Here is a 16,937-nt window from a genome sequence, read left to right as displayed (position 1 = left end):
GGGTTAGGAGGGGGTCACATTGGACATTCGGGTCGCCAAACCAGATGATGTGTATGGGATTGCGAGAGTGCGTGTGAACGGATGGCGTACGACCTATCGGGGGATCGTACCAACTGAGTATTTATTAAAAGTTTCTTCCGGTTCCATTGAATGGGCAGAACGGTTGCGGACAGCGCTTCATCGGCAAGAAATAGCCGGTTTTGTGGCGATTGTGAATGATGAGATTGTGGGTTTCGTCCTTTACGGCGAAGAGCGAACAGGGGAGTATCCGAACCATACGAACGAAGTATATGCCATCTATATTTTGGAGAATCATCAAGGGAACGGAATCGGGTCCGCTCTTCTTGAACATGCCGTCCAATCCATGTGTGAGGCGGGACTTTTGATTTGGGCGCTTGAGATGAATCCGTTCCGTACATTTTATGAGCGGAAACAAGGACAGGTCATCGACCAAAAAGATCGGAAGTTTGGCGAATTGTTGCTCCGCGAAGTGGCATATGGTTGGGAAACGACCCGTCATGATTCAATTATGGGAGCCTAAGCTTAGTGACCGTAGATCCCTCTACAGTCTTTTTTTAAAACAGATGAGGAGATGACACGTGTCATCTCCTCACTTTTTACAATTTTCCGATGACTGTTTTCGGGTCGACACGTTCCGTATAATCAGAGGGTACATCACTGAATGAAATCGTGCCATCTGGTTGAATGATGAATGTCGCTGGCTTCGGAAGCTGCCAGTCCTCATTCCCGTTATGTGAATCAACGTGAAGTCCGGATGCTTCGTAAATCTCAATTAAGTAATCTGGCATATCAAAGACGAGATCGAATTGTCGTGCGACATGGTTGTCCACGTCACTCAATACGTAAAAGTCGAGCTCGTTCTTTTCTTTCGTCGATAGCGAATAATCTGGCGTTTCCGGGCTGATGGCCACGAGTGTCGCACCTTTTTCCTCGATTTGTGCCAATTCTCGCTGATACGCTCGGAGTTCGAGGTTACAGTAGGGGCACCATCCACCGCGATAAAACGTGACGATAACAGGTCCTTTTTGAAGAAGTACCTTCAAATCGATTTGAGTTCCGTCCGCATGAGGCAATTCAAACATCGGTGCTTGATCGCCTATTACTAGACCGGACGCCATCCCCGAATCTTTCAATTCTTGCGTCGCCTGTGCCATCAATCGTTGCTTTTCAGCTGGTGCCTTTTGTTTGAATTGTTCTTTATACGCTTTGATTTCTTCCAATAATGTATTCAAATCTTTACCCCCTTTTCCGATAGGGTAACTTAACAAATTTGGGATTACAATTATGAGGATTTCCTTATAACATTACGTACAACACTTGAACGTGGAAATTAAAATCCCGTATTGACGCCTTTATGTGGAATGTATTCACGATATCCTTACCTATTTCATGAATCGGATAAAAATGGTAAAATTTATGAAATGAATTAGTGAGAAGCTAACTTATCAAATCACGATATTTTATAAAAAGGTGCTGGCGACATGCATAACTACACTCTATTGGAGAGAGCCCTGTTTTTATCGCCTTCCTTCAATTTTGAGAAGATGAAAAAAGAAATGGATGGGAAGACTGTCCTGATTACTGGAGCGAGTTCAGGGATTGGCAAAGAGTTCGCCTATCTATTAGCGGATACGACTGCGCACCTGATTCTAGTGGCGCGCAGCGAAGCAAACATGAACATCATGAAAGTCGACATTGAACAGGCTACAGCCCGTGTAACAGTATTCCCGGCAGATTTGCGAAATGAAGAGGAACGAAAAGGCTTGCTGGCATTTCTGCATCAATTGACGAACGGATTAGATGTTGTCGTCAGCAATGCCGGCATCTCCATAAACCGTCCAATTGCCCAGTCGCTGGATCGTTACCATGACTTCACACGTACAATGGCACTTAATTATTTTGCCCCGGTCCAGTTATTGCTATCGCTCATTCCGATGCTTGCCAAGAATAATGGGCAAATCATCAATCTTTCCTCTATCAACGTCTTGTTATTCCCCATACCTTATTGGGCTGCCTACCAGGCGTCGAAAACCGCGTTTGATACGTGGTTGCGCTCGGCGGAGCCGGAACTGAAAGTCAAAAACATATACACCACTTCTATTTACCTGCCGCTCGTGAGAACACCCATGATTAAACCGACCATTGCTTATCAGAGTTCTCCTGCCATGTCACCGGTTCACGTGGCGGAAATGATTGGACACGCCTTGTATACGAAACGAAAAGTTTATAAACCGTGGTGGCTGATTCTAGGTCAATGGGCTTCAGTTGTTTTCAGATCACCGTTATCCTTTATCGTTCTCAAGTTAGTAAAGAAAAAGGAGCGTGACAGAGACCATGTTTAATTTATTGAACATATTGTCGCAGCTCAATTTTCTTTCCCCATCGAACTTAGGACGTCTTTGCTTGGCAATCCGTCAAAACGGTGTAAACCTGATGCTTCTTTTTTCATTGACGGAAAAGACAGGAGGCCAAAAGACTGCTTTGGTAGATAGTCGGGGAACACTCAATTATGAGGAGTTGCAGAAGCGCTCTGAACATCTCGCTTCTCTTTTAGCAGAGAGGTATGGAATTGTTAAAGGACATAGAGTAGCGTTCTTCTGTAAAAACCACGCGTCGTTCGTGCAAGGCATCTTTGCTGCCTCACGGCTCGGCGCAGATATATACTTGCTCAATTGTTCGATGAGTCAACTACAGTTCGATCGCCTCGTGCAAGAACATCGTTTCGACTTCCTGATTTACGACGAAGAATTTAGTGGATTGATTGAAAAATCTTCATATCAACATGCGAAACTCGTCAGTTATCATGAAACACATGAATCCATCAACAGGTTGTCAACGTCGGCTCCACATCGAAAAGACAAACTGACGGCCTCTTCCAGCGGAAAGGTTGTCTTGTTGACCGGTGGTACAACTGGAAAGCCCAAACAAGTGGTTCACCGCCCATCCTTGTTTAATTTTCTAAATCCGTTTGCGGCTTTACTGAACCGATTGCAGCTGCCAACATACAACACGGCCTATATTGCAACGCCGATTTACCATGGCTACGGGATCGCTGTCCTGCTATCATTTCTGGCTTTAGGAAAGAAAGTTATCATTCAAGAGAGCTTTGATGCGAAAAACGCATGCGCCCTCATTCGGCAGCATCAAGTGGAAGTGGTCACGGTCGTTCCTTTGATGGTCCATAAAATGTTGAAGCACGATCAAGAAGCGCTCGGATCCCTGGCTTGCATTGCGTCTGGAGGTGCAAAACTAAATCCGGTTTTAGTGAGTGAAGTAACCCATCATCTGGGGAACGTCTTATACAACCTATACGAAACGTCGGAAGCCGGCTTGAACATCATTGCTACTCCCGAAGATTTATATGATCATCCAGACACGCTCGGAAAAGCAATTCCGGGAAGCCACTTGCAAGTAGTCGTGGATGGAAAAGAAGTTGAACCCGGCAGGATTGGGCAATTTTGTATTCGGAATAAGTGGTCCATGAAAAACAGCCAAAACCTTTGGATTCAAACTGGCGATATGGGTTACCGGGACGAGAACGGTTATTATTTTCTATGTGGACGAACAGACGATTTGATCATTTCAGCCGGCAACAATATCTATCCGTCGGAAATCGAAGCTGCTTTGTGCAATCATCCGAGTGTCGAAGACGTCGCTGTCATCGGTGTGGACGATGTCTACGCTGGCAACATTCTGAAGGCATTCGTACAGCTATATGCTGATAATAAAATGACGGAGGAAGCACTTTTGAGCTGGTTACGCACGCGAGTGGCTGCATACCAAATCCCCCGAGAAATCACTTTTGTTGAGAAGTTGCCGTATACACCTGTGGGCAAGTTGGATAGGAGACGAGTTCAAACAATGACTCGTACTGAGGGCAAAGTAATTGAGGATTCGAGTGATAAAAATTGAGTGTCAAATCAAGATACGTTTAGAACGCTCACCGTTTTGACAGAAGTGATGGTAACACTACATCAATTCCTAGAAAACAGGATACAGCCGGATAATTCTCAGCATTCGATGAAGGAGTGATCCGAAATGAATCGACGTATCGATACAGCCACGACATGGATTGAGGCAACACCTTTACGGGTCTATCAAGCATTTCTCAACCCTGATGAGCTCGTCGAGTGGCTACCGCCGGAAGGCATGTCGGCTCGCGCCACCGTGTTCGAGCCTTGGATTGGAGGCACGTACCAGCTCGTTCTTACGTATGAAGAAACTGATTTCGCCTCCGGCAAAACGACGGACCGGACCGACGTGTCGAACGGCCGTTTTTTGGAACTCGTTCCCGGCCTCAAAATCGTTCAAATCGGAACGTTCGAGTCATCCGACCCGGCCTTTGCTGGTGAGATGATTCAGACGTGGAATTTGGAGGCGCTCGATGGAGGGACGCGCATCACGATCGTCTGTGAGAACGTGCCGCCGGGCATTCAGAAACAAGACCATGATGCCGGACTTCGCTCCACACTCGACAATCTGGCCCGCTATTTGACCAACGACTGAGTCCGTTTGTTCGCTTCCTGCGAACAGACGGTCTTTTTGTGTATGAAAAGGGTTTCAATGATGAAAAATAGAAAAAGGTGATGTTTTTTTGTCTAGGGTGTCAACATCCTCCTCCATCTGTCCGATACAAAGGTTAACATAACGAGTTTTTCTCGAGAATGGGAGTTGTTTTATGAGACGAATGAACGACCGAACCATCACCATCAAACAAAAATTGATTACGATGTCGTTGGTGCTATTATTGATTCCTTCTTTATTGATTGGGTTTGTCGCCTACAATCAGGCGAAACAGAAAATCACCGAACAAATTATGCAGTCGGCCCACGCGGGAGTGGAGCGGATGAATGATGAAATCACCAACCTGATTGAACCGATTCAACGCGATGTCGCGTTCTTTGCGGGACGGATTGATTCGTCCCTTTACGAGTCGGGGGCAGAGAACCTCGACTTGGAAGAGAAGTTTCTCGAGTATTTGGAGACGCATCCGAACGTGACGAATATTTACTACGCCTCGACTGGTGGCGAGATGACGATTTATCCGGCGCAAGAGTTACCGGATGATTACGACCCGCGCACGCGTCCTTGGTATGAAGCGGCCGAAGCGGCCGGTGGGAACGTCGTCGTGACGGACCCATATGTCGATGCAGCCTCGAACAAGATGATGATCACGCTGTCGCAGACAGGGACGGATGGTCGCGGGGTGATCGCGGTGGACGTCGACGTTGACGATATCGCAGCCGTCGCGGCGAGCATTCAAATCGGGAAAGAAGGCTACGTGACAATTCTTGATGCGTTACAACAGTTCGTCACCCATCCGACGATGGCGCCTGGGGAAAAAGGGGAAGGCGAATGGATTGAACCGCTCTATGCGGAAAATGCGGGCCGCTTTGCCTATGAGTTCGAGAATGAAGGCAAGCAGATGGATTTCATGACGAACGAGTTGACCGGGTGGAAAATTGCCGGGACGCTGTATGATGAAGAAATCACGGATGAGACGTCTGGAATCTTATGGACGACCGTCGGTGTGATCGGATTGATGCTCGTCTTGGCAGCGGGACTGCTCTACGTCATCTTACGCTCGATTTTGCGTCCGTTGAACCGCTTGACGGTCGGGGCCGAACGAATTCAAGCCGGTGACTTGACCGAAGACATCGTCGTCGAGTCGAATGACGAAGTCGGTCGTGTCGCCGCAAGTTTCAACGAGATGACGCGTTCCTTGCGCGCCATCATCCAAAATCTCGATCAATCAATCGGACAAGTCGCCGCCTCGTCACAGGAACTAATGGCCAACTCGGCGCAGAATACGGCCGCCTCGGAACAAATCGCCGGTGCGGTCCAACAGATGGCCGCCGGAGCGGATGACTCGAAACGTCAACTTGACGATAACGCCGTATCGCTCCAAGCCATCACCGGTGGTATCATGCGCATCGCGGAAAGCTCGACCGACGTGTCAGAGCTGTCACGGGAGACGGCGCTCGAGGCCGAGAACGGGACGACTGCTGTCACGGAAAACGTGGCCCAGATGCAAGCGATCGACTCATCGGTCGAGACGTTTGGGAAAGTCATCCACTCGCTTGCCGAACGGTCAAACGAGATTGGCAATATCGTTGATGTCATCAACGGCATCGCGACCCAGACGAACTTGCTCGCTTTGAACGCTGCGATTGAAGCGGCGCGGGCTGGTGAGAACGGGAAAGGCTTCGCCGTCGTCGCGAGCGAAGTACGGAAACTCGCCGAACAATCGCAACAGTCGACGAAACAGATTTCCGAGTTGATTGACAATATCAAACAAGAGACGGAACGTTCGGTCCAGTTGATGAAAGAAGTGTCGGCTCATACGAAAGCCGGGCTCGAGACGACGGAAAACACGGCCAAGCGTTTCCAAACGATTATGACCCAGACGCAGGCGATGACACCGCGAATCGAGGACGTGACGGCGACGGTTGAAGAGATTGCCGCGAACGTCGAAGAAGCCTCGGCCGCAGCGACGCAAATCGCCCATATCGCCGATGAGAACTCGGTCGCCTCGAAGCAAGTGGCCGCGACGACGGAGGACCAACTCGGTTCGATGGAAGAGATTGCGCAATCCGCGAAGTCACTTGCGGATATGGCAGAAGAGTTGCAGGAGCTCGTATCACGCTTTAACGTATGAATGAGAAAAAGGGATGAGGATCTGTTCGAGGCAGATGATCATCCCTTTTTTGTTTATTACAAGTATGCTTCACTGACTGATGACCGAATGAATGCCCTGGCATCATCTACCTCAAGTTTGTAAAGGCAAGCCAACTTGACGCAATCGTCTGTCCACAAAAAAAGGATGCACGGACGCATCCTTTTTCAACACTATCGTTTGCTCGACACTTGATTGCGGCCGCGGTTTTTGGCGACATAAAGCGCCTCGTCTGCGTCTTGGAGTGCCTGCTCGACCGTCTTTCCGCCTTCGAGCGAACTGACGCCGAACGAGCATGTAACGCGCGGGACGGGACCGAACGGCTCGGCGTTAATCTTTTGCCGGAGCTTATCCGCGAGCTGAACGCCATCGGCGAGTGTCGACTGCGGGGCGACGATTAAAAATTCCTCACCACCCCAGCGGCCGATCGAGTCCCACTTGCGGATGTTGCGCCTGAGTAGTTGGGCGATCGAACGTAAGACGAGGTCTCCGGTCGGATGGCCGAACGTATCGTTGACAAGTTTGAAGTAGTCGATATCGAGCATGATGACAGCGGCGGGTGCCCGCTTGTCGACGGTCTCCTGAGCCGTCGTCGAGAGAACATCCCCGACTTTCTTCCGATTGTATAGTTCCGTCAGCGGATCGAGCGAAGACAAGTGTTCCATCCGCTCTTCATAGCGACGTTGTTCCGTCGCGTCTTCTAAAATACCGACACCGCCGTCGAGTTTTCCATCTGCTGAAAAACTCGGGGACATCGTCGTCCGGATGAAGCGAGGTTGCCGCTCCGGCGCCTTATACCAGCCGGCCAAGCGAATCGTCTCGCCGTTCAAGACGTTCCGGATGGCGCCCAAGAAGTCGAACGAGGAAGAGCTACATCGCTCGAATATTAGATTCGAGGTTGGAAGTATCCCAAGTAAATGGACAAATGATTCATTGTAGCTCACGATTTGGCCGTGCCGATCGAAGGCGAACAGGCCGATTGGAAGCTGGTCCCATGAGGAAGGATCGGGTTTCGTGGTGTGCGTGTCATGATGAGTCCGTTCTTGATCAGCCATTGTATGACATATGCGTGAACGCATACTTCCTCCTTTCCTAACCGTAGCGGTAGTGTAGGACGTTCGTACTGATACTTTATACCCTAAATTGGGAAAGAACTAGCGAGTATTCTTTTAAAAGCTAACAAAATTTAGAATATGACGAGAAACCGTCACAGCTTGTTGTGAGGTAAACGTTCACCTTCGACCCAACAAAATCGCCCCGTCATGTCGATGGCTAATCCGACACAACAGGGCGACTACAATAAATGGAGGTTATAAGATCGGACTGAGCAATCGTGACACGCCTTCGCGCATTCGGACGGTCCATTTCCGGGCTGAATAATCGTCAATCGTGTACTTCCGGCTGACGGCGACGTCTGACTCGAACAACGAGGCGAGTTCGAGCGCGACTCGCTCGTCATAGATGACGGCGTTCACTTCAAAGTTTAACCGGAAGCTACGGGCATCCAAGTTCGTCGTCCCGACGGTTGAAATCTCATCATCGACGACGAGCGTCTTGGCGTGCAGGAAACCTTCCCCGTACATATACACGTTCGCCCCATAGTCGAGCAGTTCGCCGAGGAATGACAGTGACGCCCACATGACGAACGGATGGTCGGGCTTGCCGGGAATCATGATGTCCATCTTGACACCGGACAGGAGCGCCATCTTACAGGCGTCCATGAAACTCGTATCCGGGATGAAGTAAGGCGTCTGAATGATGACGCGCTCCTTCGCCGACATAATCATTTTAATCATCATGTTTTTCAAATGTTCCGTGTCTGAGTTCGGACCGCTCGTCACGATTTGCATTGGAGACATATCCTTAATATCGTGGCGGGCGAAACAGAATGAGTTCTCCGGGTCGTGATGTTTGCTGCCGGAATAGTTCCAATCGAGAATGAACCGGTGTTGCAAATGGTAGACGACGTCTCCCTCGACTCGAAGGTGCGTATCACGCCAGTAGCCAAACTTCTCGACGAGACCGAGGTATTCGGTCCCGACGTTGAAGCCGCCGACGTAGCCGATTTTGCCGTCGATGATGACGACTTTCCGGTGGTTCCGGTTGTTCAATTTAAAGTTGATTAAACCGAGCGTCGGCGGGAAGAAGACACGGACCTCGCCGTTATTGGCAATCAATTCTTTGAAGTCGGAGTTGCGGAGGCTGCGCGAGCCGACCGCGTCATAGAGGAGACGCACTTTGACACCCGCCTTGGCACGCTCGATCAGTTCGTGGATGAGCGCCTTCCCAAGCGCGTCCCGTTGAATGATGTAGTACTGAATGTTGATTTCCGTCTCGGCGCTCCGGATATCGTCCATGAGCGCTTTGAATTTCTGTTCTCCGTCATGCATGATGGCGGATTTGTTGTGGACGCTAATGAGTGACTTTGACGAGCGCAAATTCATCTCAAGCAATTGCTCGTACTTCTCGAATAACGGTTGAGCAATCATCGTCTCTTTCCGGCGAATCTGCTCGATTTGACTGTCGACTTGAAGGGCGTGGAACGAGCGCTCTTCGACGCTCAAGTTGAAGAAGTTATCTTTCTTTAACTGACGTCCGAGAAACATGTAGACGATGAACCCTAGGATTGGTAAGAAAAATAAAACGAGCAGCCATGCCCACGTCGCCCCGACGTCACGGCGCTCCGCGAATATGACGGCTAATGCGAACAATAAATTCAATCCGAGGACGATATACAGTCCCCAACTAATAATGACCGACCAATCCATGCGACCAACTCCCTAAACGACAATTTCACTGCATAGATTAATAATACCTCATTCAAGGGAATAGTAAGCTATCGAAACATAAGGAGGAGACAGAGATGCATTTACAAGTGAATTGGAAACAAGGGATGGCGTTCCAGACGACGACGCCGTCGGGGCATGATGTGACGCTCGACGCCGGGGAGGAAGTCGGTGGTCTCAACACCGGTCCACGGCCGACCGAGATGCTCCTGCAGGCGACGGCGGCCTGTACAGGCATCGATATTGTCTCGATTTTGCATAAGATGCGCTTACCGCTCGAGCGGTTCGAGATGAACATCGACGGTGTCCGGGCGACGGAACATCCGAAGAAGTTCACGGCGATTCACATCTTATACGTCCTCGATGGGGACATGCCTGAAGAGCGGGTCCGTCGTGCCATCGAGTTGTCGGTTGATCGCTACTGTTCCGTATCGCACAGTCTGAACGCGACAATGACGTATAGTTATCAGTTGAATGGAGGCGAGGTCGTCCCGTTCACGTGATATGAGCAAGATGGTTGAAAAGAGTCGAAACGGTCCGTTATATTTGTATTTCAAATACTGCAATACAAAGGAGGACGTTATGATTCGACTCGCGACGAAACGCGATGCCAAACACATCGCGGACCTAATCGAACAACGAGCCGTAGCGCTAAAACAACAAGGTAGCGACCAATGGACGGAATATTTGGAGCAAGACCTCATGGATCGGGTGCAGACGGACATCACTTCAGGACACGTCTACGTGTACGAGCAAGACGAATCGGTATTGGCCTCGATCGCCTTACTTCCGGCAGATGACTGGGATCACAATTTATGGGAAGATGGCGAACGCGGTCAATACATCCATCGAATCGTCGTCAGCGAACGGTTAAAAGGCCAAGGCGTCGGTCAACAACTGATGGAGCACGTCTTGCGTGAGGCCGACACACATGAACCGATTCGACTCGACTGTGTGGCCGACAATGCGTTCTTGAATAGTTATTATCCACGGTTTGGCTTCGTCTTCGTGGACTCACGGGACGGATACAACACGTTCGAATACAATATGGATGAGAGTGTCAGTGCATAAGGGGTCAACCAACCCCTTTTTTTGGTATACTGAAAAGCGAATTGATGGGAGGAAACAAAATGATTCATACAATACTTGTCGGTTTCGGCTTCTCCGCGACGACATTCCATTTACCCTTTTTACAGGAACTCGATGACTTCCAAATCGATGGTGTCGTCTCTTCACGCCCTGAGGATGTACAAGCCGTACTCGGTGACGTCTCGGTGTACGCGACGTTAGACGAGGCACTTGCGACAGACGCTTCGTTGTTCGTCATCACGACACCATCCCATTTACATAAGGATATGGTCGAACATTGCCTGACAGCAGGCAAAGACGTGCTCGTCGAGAAACCGGCGTTCGTGACGACCGAGGAAGGGGAGGAGTTACTCCGACTGGAACAGGCAAGTGACGGCATCGTCAACGTGTTCCATAATCGGCGGATGGACGGAGACTTCTTGACCGTCAAACGGCTGCTGGAAGAACGACGCCTCGGCGATTGGAAAGTGCTCGAGTCCCGGTTCGATCGGTTCCGTCCGATCGTCCGTGACCGTTGGCGCGAGAACGCGGGGCCGGGCGCCGGAATTTTATTCGACCTCGGCAGTCATTTGATCGACCAAGCACTCGTCTTGTTCGGGGCGCCGGACAAGGTATCGGCCGATGTCATGGTACAACGTGACGAGGGTCAGTCCGATGATGGTTTCCATGTGACGTTGCATTATGGAGAGAAGCGGGTCTATCTTCGCTCGAACCCGTTCATCGCCATCGAGGCGCCGCGGTTCGAAGTGCACGGGACGGAAGGCAGCTTCCTCAAATTCGGGCTCGATCCACAGGAGGCGTGTCTCCGGAACGGAGAAGTCAGATGCCCCGACCGTGAGACCGGAGCGGTCGTCACGGATTCGGAAACGACGATCGACATCGAACCGGGCGGCTATGTGACATTCTATCAAGCGCTCGCGGATAGCTATACGACGCGACGTCCGCTCGTCCCACTTGATGACGCGCTTTTGACGACACGCGTCATCGAGACGGACCGTGAGTCGTCCCGTTCCCAACGTGTCCTCGACTTCAACTCATAATTTTGTAGGACGACCTGCCGTGTTCGGCACGGTCGTCTTTTTCCGTAATTTAAAAGAAATCATGATGATTTTATTGTGAATGAACAAACTCGCTTCATGTTTGTTAACAACAAAAAGCTATCCGTCTCTTTCAAATAGTCAGCGGTGAATGGGAACAAGACATTAGGAAACGACTTCAGACTGTCCTGTCACGCTTCGAACCAATGACGAACTTTAGGAAGAGGGGAACGGATGATGTTCAATCAAATCGTGAAACACCGTTGGGAGTGGGAGAACTGGTTGCGGGAGGTCAACTGTGATTCGTATGACCATTACGACTATGTGTTGGCCAACTGTGAACCCGGCGAGCAGCCTGAGTTGTATATCGCGGCCAAGGATGATGGGATTTTGCTGTACCCGTATATCCGTCGTCCAATCGCACATCGCCATGATGACCTCGTGACGGCGTACGGTTACGGCGGCCCGTTCCGTGAAGGCAACTTCACGAACGAGGACGTCAAGGAGGCGCGCCGACTCTTTCTGCAGCGTCCCGAGAATCAAGCGACCGTCACCGAGACGATTCGTTATCACCCTTGTCGCATCGATCCGGACTTGATGCATGCGTTCGGGCAAGCCGTCCCGATTCGTCAGACGGTCCATGTCCGGCTGAATGATTCGTTTGAGCAGTTGGAGCAGCGTTTCAGCAAGATGACGAAACGGAATGTGAAGCGGGCTGTCCGTGAACAAATGACGGTCGCTCGTGGGCGGTCCCATGAACTGTGTGAGTTCATTCGATTGTACCGAGCCACGATGGACCGGCGTGCTGCGAACGACGTCTATTATTTTCCGGACCGATACTTCGAGGATTTGTGGAACAGCGATACGTGTGAGACGGAGTTGTTGTTTGCCGTCCATGACGGCGTCATCGTGGCGGGCGTGTTCATGTTGTTCGGGGACGACGGGGCCCACTATCATCTCGGCGGATCGGATGCGGATTACTTGGCACTCCGACCGAACCACTTCTTGTTCCGGGAGATGATTCGTCGCGCGATCGAGAAAGAGAAGACATACGTGCATCTTGGTGGCGGTGCGACCGGGGAAGATGCGCTCTTCGATTTCAAGCAGAGCTTCTCCGGTGATGAGCCGCTCACGTATTACATCGGTCAAGCCGTGCTCGACGAGGTGGTCTATCATCGGTTGAACCAAGACCATTTGCTCCGCTACGGGTTATCTGATTTCTTTCCGCTCTATCGGACACCGGTCGGAGAGACGGTCACCGAGGTGAAAGCGGAACGATAACAAAAAGGTTCTCACTCGAGATGGAGTGAGAACCTTTCATATTATGCAGCATCTTCGTCCGAAGCGGCCATTTTTTCAGTTTGGCGCGTAATCGGGAAGTTACGGAACAGCTTGCTACCGACGAGTCCGGCAATGATTCCGACGCCGAACAAGATGACCGCCGTCACCGTCACGGTCTGCCAATCATTGAAGCCGTACATGACGAGCAATCCCGGAATACCGGCAGCGGAGCCTGGGGCATCGTTTACCATGCCGGTCATGGCGACGATGAGTCCGGCAATCGCACCGCCGACAAAGTTGACGCTATAAATGGGAATCGGGTTCGCCGAGATGAGGTCGGCTTGCGTGAGTGGTTCGATCGCGACCGATAGTTGATCTTTCTTCGTCCCGATGTTCAACCGTTTGAAAAGCAAGAAATTCATCGAGATTGACGCCGTCAAGGCGAGGGCGGCGATGGCCATCGGCACGCCTGTCAAACCGAGCATAGCCGTGAGTGCCATCGAGCTGAGTGGCGACGTCGAGACGACCGTGACGATGCCACCAAGGACAAGTCCCATCACGACCGGATTCTGTGTCGCGGCGAGTTCGATGACCGCACCGATTTGTGTCAGCGTGTTCGTGACGAGCGGGTCGACGCCTGTCGCCACGAGACGGGCGAGCGGAGCCATGATGATGACGTAAAAGATCATATCGACACCGGCCGGCAAATGCCGATCTAATTTGCGACCGGCGAGTGCGAGGATATAGCCGGCGAAAAAGCCGGGAAGAATCCCGAAGCCCGCGACCGATAGTCCGAGCATGAGCGCGTAGACCGGATTGATACCGAGGGCAATCGATACGAGCGCGGCTGCGGCCGGACCTGATAATGAACCGGCTGCTTGTCCGACTTCTTCATATAAAGGGAGTGGGAGTAGACCGCCGATGGCATAGGCGTTGAACGCCTCGACCAAGAAACTGGCGATGGCGGCGCCGGCTAGGGCGCCCATCGCTTTCATCCCGAACGGGGCTTTGTAGCTGAATAATGTGAATAAGGCAAGAATCAACAGTAAAAGTGCGATACCTTGAATAATGACCATATGGTGTACCTCTTTCTCTCTATTCTATATTTCCTCTATAGTTAACCATTCGAACGGTTCTGTAAAGCCATTTCATCCATCTGACACGACTTTTTTTGGTGGTAGCGTTTCCATCTTCGGAATTGGATAATTGTGAACAAAATCAGCTGTGAAATTTGGGGAAAAACAAGCTCAGATGTGTCAGTCCGGGCCGGAGTGGGAACAGAAAGGGGAAAGACTTTTCATATAGGAATGACCAAGGAGGAGTAGAGATGCAGATGGAGAACAAAAATTGGCACGCACTCGAACCGGATGCGGTACAGAGTTCGCTCGAGACGGACACGAACAGTGGTCTGTCGAAAGGGGAAGTGTCAAGTCGGCAAGAGCAGTATGGAAAGAACGTATTGCCCGAGAAAGAGAAGACACCTGAAATCATAAAATTTTTGCGTCAGTTCAATGATATTCTTGTCTTCGTCTTACTTGGTGCCGCTGTTGTCACCGGCTTTTTAGGGGAGTACATCGATACGATCGTCATCGTGCTCGTCGTGACGATTATCGCGGTCGTCGGTTACCTCCAAGAGAACAAGGCGGAGCAAGCGTTAGAAGGTATTAAGAAGTTACTCGAGACGAAGGCGAGCGTCATCCGTGACGGCAAGCAGAGCCAAGTCGACTCGAGTGACCTCGTCGTCGGGGACATCTTGGTCCTTGCCGCCGGGGACAAGGTCCCGGCTGACGCCCGTGTCATCCAAGCGGAGAAGTTCAAAGTCGAGGAATCGGCATTGACGGGTGAAGCGACGACGGTCGAAAAGAAAATTCAAGTCGTACCGGAAGACGCCGTCCTCGGTGATCGCAAAAACATGATTTATTCGGGTACGAGCGTGGCGACAGGAAGCGCGAAAGCAATCGTCACGTCCATCGGAGAAGGCACGGAACTCGGCCAAATCAACGCCTCGATTGCTGAAGTCGAGACGGTGAAGACGCCGCTCATTCGCCAGACGACAAAATTTGGTCAGACGGTATCCATTGCCATCCTCGTCATCTCGGTCGTCATTTACGCGTTCGGTTACTTCGTCCGCGATTTCGACCCGATTGAGTTGATGCTGACGACGATCGGTCTTGCCGTCGCCGCGATTCCAGAAGGATTACCGGCCGTTATCTCGATTATCCTCGCGCTCGGCGTCCGAAACATGGCCGAGAAGAAGGCCATCGTCCGTAGCTTGCCGTCGGTCGAGACGCTTGGTGCCGTATCGGTCATCTGTACCGATAAGACCGGGACGTTAACGAAGAATGAGATGACTGTCAAACAAGTCGTCACGGTCAAACACGACATCGAAGTGTCAGGGAGCGGTTATGCGCCGGACGGTGATTTAGAATTGAACGGTCAACCGTTCGATTTAGATGATGACGAGTCGATGATCGATTTGCTCACGGTCGGGAAAACGTGTAACGACGCCCAATTGTACGAGGAAGGCGGCGAATGGGTCGTCAATGGTGACCCTACGGAAGCATGTTTGCTCACGCTAGCTGAGAAGGCGGAGCGGCCGATTGAGCGGTTAGACGTCATCTCGAAGATTCCATTCGATTCAGAGTACAAATATATGGCAACGCTCGTTGATTATAAGGGTGAGCGCATGATTTTCATCAAAGGGGCGCCCGACCGCCTGTTCGATATGGCGGAAGACACGGAGTTTGACCGTGCCTACTGGGATGAGAAACGAAAAGAGATTGCCGACCGCGGACAACGTGTGCTCGGTGGGGGATTCAAGCGTGTCGACGCCTCCAAAGAAACGGTCGACCATGAAGATGTTGAGAACGGCATCACGTTCCTCGGCCTTTACGGCATCGTCGATCCGCCACGTCAAGAAGCGATTGAAGCGGTCGCGGCTTGCCGTGATGCCGGAATTCGCATCAAGATGATCACTGGCGACCATAAAGACACGGCCGTCGCCATCGCCCGTGAACTCGGTATGGAAGTCGAGGGTGCCCTTGAAGGGAAAGAATTGACGAATATGTCCGACGAAGAAATCAAAGAGGCGTCGGTCCATAATGACGTCTTCGCCCGGACGAGTCCGAACGATAAACTTCGTCTCGTCAAAGGGTTACAACAGAACGGCTTAATCACATCGATGACAGGGGACGGCGTCAACGACGCACCGGCCTTGAAACGGGCCGACATCGGCGTCGCGATGGGGATTAAAGGGACAGAGGTCGCGAAAGAGGCCTCGCAGATGGTCCTCGTCGATGACAACTTCAAGACGATTTATAACGCCGTCCGTGAAGGACGCCGTGTCTACGATAACTTGAAGAAGACGATTTTGTTCTTGCTCCCGACAAACGGTGGTCAAGCACTCCTCGTCGCCATGAGTATATTGCTTGGCGCAGCGGCACCACTCAGCCCGGTTCAAATCCTTTGGGTCAACATGGTCGTCGCCATCACGCTCTCGCTCGCCATCGCATTCGAGCCGCTTGAAGAGAGCACGATGAAGCGGCCGCCGCGGCCGGCGAACGTGCCATTGCTAAGTCGATATTACGTGTTCCGTATTACGTTCGTCTCGATCTTGATCGGGGGCGGAAGTTTAATCATCAACTATATGCTCGGCGATTTCGATTATTCGACCGACAAATTGCAGACGATTACGCTCAATACGATCGTCATGGCGCAACTGTTCCACTTGTTCAACTGTCGGACCGAGCTCGCGCCAGCGTTCAACCGTCATTTCTTCGACAATAAAATTGCCTTTGTCGTCTCAGCACTACTGATCGGGCTCCAGTTGTTCATCACCTACGTCCCGTTCATGCATACGCTGTTCGGTACGGCACCGCTCGAGCTGCAAGACTGGATTTATCCGGTCGCGTTCGGTCTCATCGTCTTTGTCATCGTCGAAATCGAGAAAGCCATCTCGCGTCGTGTCATCGGTAACAAAGACATACACTAATGTTTTAGTGAAGACGGAATGTGGAATTAAAGCATTATGCAGAGGAGGGATGCTCA

Annotated in this window: 14 protein-coding genes; 10 read left to right on the top strand and 4 right to left on the bottom strand. The window is 51.1% G+C overall.

The genetic code is table 11. The annotated features are described in order from the left end of the window. Nucleotides 1-19 precede the first annotated feature (19 nt). Nucleotides 20-541 (top strand): GNAT family N-acetyltransferase, encoded by a 522-nt coding sequence (locus ACZ2GZ_RS08225; RefSeq protein WP_131471159.1) that lies wholly within the window; start codon nucleotides 20-22, stop codon nucleotides 539-541. A gap of 76 nt (nucleotides 542-617) precedes the next feature. Here the strand turns inward: ACZ2GZ_RS08225 and ACZ2GZ_RS08220 are convergent, their stop codons facing one another. Then, nucleotides 618-1,253, bottom strand: coding sequence for a peroxiredoxin-like family protein (locus ACZ2GZ_RS08220; RefSeq protein WP_131471160.1), 636 nt, complete (start codon nucleotides 1,251-1,253; stop codon nucleotides 618-620). A gap of 249 nt (nucleotides 1,254-1,502) precedes the next feature. Here ACZ2GZ_RS08220 and ACZ2GZ_RS08215 point away from each other — a divergent pair, with 249 nt between their 5' ends. From ACZ2GZ_RS08215 to ACZ2GZ_RS08200, 4 genes are all read left to right on the top strand, one after another. Beyond that, on the top strand, nucleotides 1,503-2,363 hold the full coding sequence (locus ACZ2GZ_RS08215; RefSeq protein ID WP_131471161.1) for an SDR family NAD(P)-dependent oxidoreductase: 861 nt from the start codon (nucleotides 1,503-1,505) through the stop codon (nucleotides 2,361-2,363). A 61-nt stretch (nucleotides 2,364-2,424) separates the two neighbouring features. Continuing rightward, the gene (locus ACZ2GZ_RS08210) at nucleotides 2,425-3,933 is read left to right on the top strand and encodes an AMP-binding protein (RefSeq protein WP_251135210.1); all 1,509 of its coding nucleotides are present in this window, start codon (nucleotides 2,425-2,427) and stop codon (nucleotides 3,931-3,933) included. Nucleotides 3,934-4,059: 126 nt separating this feature from the next. Then, a complete protein-coding gene (locus tag ACZ2GZ_RS08205; protein ID WP_214713672.1) occupies nucleotides 4,060-4,527 on the top strand; it encodes an SRPBCC domain-containing protein in 468 nt (155 codons plus the stop codon). A 172-nt stretch (nucleotides 4,528-4,699) separates the two neighbouring features. Then, on the top strand, nucleotides 4,700-6,679 hold the full coding sequence (locus ACZ2GZ_RS08200) for a methyl-accepting chemotaxis protein (RefSeq protein ID WP_251135209.1): 1,980 nt from the start codon (nucleotides 4,700-4,702) through the stop codon (nucleotides 6,677-6,679). Nucleotides 6,680-6,870: 191 nt separating this feature from the next. Here the strand turns inward: ACZ2GZ_RS08200 and ACZ2GZ_RS08195 are convergent, their stop codons facing one another. Both ACZ2GZ_RS08195 and cls read right to left on the bottom strand, forming a co-directional pair. Continuing rightward, nucleotides 6,871-7,776, bottom strand: coding sequence for a GGDEF domain-containing protein (locus tag ACZ2GZ_RS08195; RefSeq protein WP_470295181.1), 906 nt, complete (start codon nucleotides 7,774-7,776; stop codon nucleotides 6,871-6,873). Between the two features lie 231 nt (nucleotides 7,777-8,007). Next, nucleotides 8,008-9,465: a cardiolipin synthase gene (gene cls, locus ACZ2GZ_RS08190; RefSeq protein ID WP_029595559.1), complete on the bottom strand. Its 1,458-nt coding sequence runs from the start codon at nucleotides 9,463-9,465 to the stop codon at nucleotides 8,008-8,010. 95 nt (nucleotides 9,466-9,560) lie between these two features. On the opposite strand from cls, the gene ACZ2GZ_RS08185 reads away from it, so the two are divergent. The 4 genes from ACZ2GZ_RS08185 to ACZ2GZ_RS08170 all read left to right on the top strand — a co-directional run bounded on the left by ACZ2GZ_RS08185 (nucleotide 9,561) and on the right by ACZ2GZ_RS08170 (nucleotide 12,890). Continuing rightward, nucleotides 9,561-9,986, top strand: coding sequence for an OsmC family protein (locus ACZ2GZ_RS08185; RefSeq protein ID WP_214713668.1), 426 nt, complete (start codon nucleotides 9,561-9,563; stop codon nucleotides 9,984-9,986). 79 nt (nucleotides 9,987-10,065) lie between these two features. Continuing rightward, entirely contained in the window at nucleotides 10,066-10,554 is a 489-nt protein-coding gene (locus ACZ2GZ_RS08180) for a GNAT family N-acetyltransferase (RefSeq protein WP_214713666.1), read from the top strand. Between the two features lie 59 nt (nucleotides 10,555-10,613). Then, nucleotides 10,614-11,612 carry a Gfo/Idh/MocA family oxidoreductase gene (locus ACZ2GZ_RS08175; protein ID WP_470295180.1) on the top strand — a complete coding sequence of 333 codons (999 nt, stop codon included), beginning with the start codon at nucleotides 10,614-10,616 and terminating at the stop codon, nucleotides 11,610-11,612. 231 nt (nucleotides 11,613-11,843) lie between these two features. Beyond that, entirely contained in the window at nucleotides 11,844-12,890 is a 1,047-nt protein-coding gene (locus ACZ2GZ_RS08170) for a lipid II:glycine glycyltransferase FemX (RefSeq protein WP_470295179.1), read from the top strand. A 41-nt stretch (nucleotides 12,891-12,931) separates the two neighbouring features. On the opposite strand, the gene ACZ2GZ_RS08165 is transcribed toward ACZ2GZ_RS08170, so the two are convergent. Next, nucleotides 12,932-13,966 carry a PTS sugar transporter subunit IIC gene (locus ACZ2GZ_RS08165; protein WP_214713661.1) on the bottom strand — a complete coding sequence of 345 codons (1,035 nt, stop codon included), beginning with the start codon at nucleotides 13,964-13,966 and terminating at the stop codon, nucleotides 12,932-12,934. A gap of 251 nt (nucleotides 13,967-14,217) precedes the next feature. Here ACZ2GZ_RS08165 and ACZ2GZ_RS08160 point away from each other — a divergent pair, with 251 nt between their 5' ends. Further along, nucleotides 14,218-16,881 carry a cation-transporting P-type ATPase gene (locus ACZ2GZ_RS08160; protein WP_470295178.1) on the top strand — a complete coding sequence of 888 codons (2,664 nt, stop codon included), beginning with the start codon at nucleotides 14,218-14,220 and terminating at the stop codon, nucleotides 16,879-16,881. The last annotated feature ends 56 nt before the right edge of the window (nucleotides 16,882-16,937 follow it).

The organism is Exiguobacterium sp. KKT215, from assembly GCF_055635335.1.
This window is presented reverse-complemented; position numbering and strand designations above follow the sequence as displayed.